Genomic DNA, 2,513 nt, shown 5'->3' on the forward strand with positions numbered 1-2,513 from the left:
TATAACTCTAGTATATAATGTAGACATAGAGTTAAATAGAGTAAATGAATAACTGCATAACTGGAACACGGAGTTTGGAGATACGGGATTTCATAGAAATCCAAAGGATAATAGGGAAGAACCCAGACACCCTACGCACCCTACGCAACTAAGCCCATGCTATGGTTGCCAGCTATCAGCCATTCATGATGCTGGCAACAGAACGAACCGAACAAAAGGGCATCATGGCGACATCACCTACAAAAAAAAGCTTAAGCTGAATGCTGAATGCTTACCAATAAACGGTGACCTAGAAAAACTACTGATTTTAGCCTCTATCTATTTGTTATAACTTTATACTAACTTCACATAACTAGGATTGGAGTTCGACGTAAACTGGAAAATTTTGAGAGTTTATCCCTATTCCTAGGCTTTATTTATAGGGTTTATAAATGAGATGTAAACCTAGGAGGTCTTTAGTGGACAATAAAACGCTGGAGCTGTTTCCCCTATTGCGTTTTGCATTTTGTATTTTGTATATTACCTAAGGTAGTATGTTCAAAACTAAAATAAAAACGCTATCTGATGTTAATGTGGCTTAATTGACAATCAAAAACTTCAATAAAAATTCATATTTCATACTTAAAAATGCTAACTTAATTTATTTAAATTTAATTTATTTAATTACTGATTATTGTCCGGATTTACGTTTTGGTTTTTTTTTGGCATATAAGCCGTAAAAAAACCAAAGCCAAACCAAAAGTATACACATATTAAACTTGACTTTAAACATATATAATTCATGATTAATTTAAGTCTAAAAACTATCTAAGATTTATTGTTTTTCACATAAATATCCTAGGAGATTCAGTGGTTTTTAATAGTTATAGAATGGGGTTATAGCTACGATTCATGGCAACTGGCAATAAGCCATTAAACATGAACCATCAACAATCAGGAACTTCCCTGAGCGCCAAATCATTTACCGTAACTAGGCTTTGTCAAGCAGTAAGAGTTAACTAAAAGCAATGTCTAACACATTTTCCTCAGCTGATTCACTTCTGGATCATCACCATTGGGACACTAATACTATCACCTACAGCTTCTATAACAATGCCAATAGTGGTTCTTATTACGGACCTGAAACGGGGGTTTCAGAGATATCAGAAAAAACCAAAGACAATATCAGAAGCATCCTCGAAACTCTGGAAAGATACATTGCTGTTGATTTCCATGAGGTAGCAGATACAGCAACAGACTATGGTCTATTGCGCTACATGGTATCTGATGGTCCGGGCTATGCCTATACCTATTTGCCTGAGGGATTTAATACCAATGTTGGCAATTGGTCGGATGTGGCCGGGGATGTGCATTTGAACCAAGCTTACGACACCACAGGTAATAACGGATTTGCTGACGATCCAGGGAATCATGGCTACATGACCGTGATTCACGAGATAGGACATAGTCTGGGGTTAAAACATCCGAATCCATACGAGGATAATGATCACGGTCCATTTTTGCCCTTTAACGAGGACAATACCACCAACACAGTAATGTCGTATAACTTTGCTGGGAAATCAGCGATTACCCCAATGATTTACGACATTCAAGCATTACAGTCTATCTATGGAGCTAGGGAGTATAACCACGGGGATACTACTTACTCCTTTGACAGCGTTAATTACTACACAGATGGTAGTGAGTATTATGGTAAAACCAAACCGATCGAAGAGATTAAGCAAACCCTCTGGGATAGTGGTGGTGTAAATACCTTAGACTTTTCAAACCTGACTTTTGTGGAGAAAGGTTACCACTTTGATATGAATGAGGGGGGTATTCTGACCACCCAAGAAGCTTACAATGATAGCTCTTATAAAGCTAGGAGCGATGACAGCGGAAGAGAATACGTTACGTCTGAATTTGGGACTGCGATCGCATTCGGTACAGTTTTTGAAAATCTGATCAACTCCAACAGTAACGATTACATCATTGCCAATAGTGCGGCCAATATCTTTAGCGGTTATGAACTTGAAATTTCCACGGGTGATGATCTTATTAAAGGTTGGAACTATCTAGATACTTTAGATCTTTCCAATTATGCTTTCTCTAGTGTGACCCAAACCCAAAGCGGTGATGACCTGATTCTTGGTCTAGGCTCGGATAGTTCGATTACCCTCAAAGACTACCATACAGTCTCTGAAAGCGATCTCCTTAAGATTATCTTCGAGGAGGAGAGTCAAGCACCTGTATGGGAAGAGATTATTATTCCGGACACAATAACAAATATTAGCGACGTTCAGTATGTTCAAGAGGAGCCTCAAACTACCAACACTGCTCCGACGAATATCAGCCTTGATGGCAACAGTGTCAAAGAATTCAGTAAAAATGGGACTACCATTGCTAAGCTGACTACTAAGGATGTTGATTGGGGAGATAGCCATACTTATAAATTATTAGATGATGCTCAAGGTCGCTTTAAAATTGATGGCAATCGACTAAAAGTCAAAAATGGCCACCTCATAGACTTTGAT

The 2,513-nt window shown here is 38.3% G+C and carries 1 protein-coding gene; it reads left to right on the top strand.

The window, feature by feature from the left end; genetic code table 11:
- Nucleotides 1-1,007: 1,007 nt before the first annotated feature.
- Nucleotides 1,008-2,513: M10 family metallopeptidase (locus F6K20_RS17880; RefSeq protein ID WP_287248801.1), on the top strand; the 1,506-nt coding region annotated here is incomplete at its 3' end.

Source organism: Moorena sp. SIO2C4 (assembly GCF_010672485.1).
Lineage (GTDB): Bacteria > Cyanobacteriota > Cyanobacteriia > Cyanobacteriales > Coleofasciculaceae > Moorena > Moorena producens.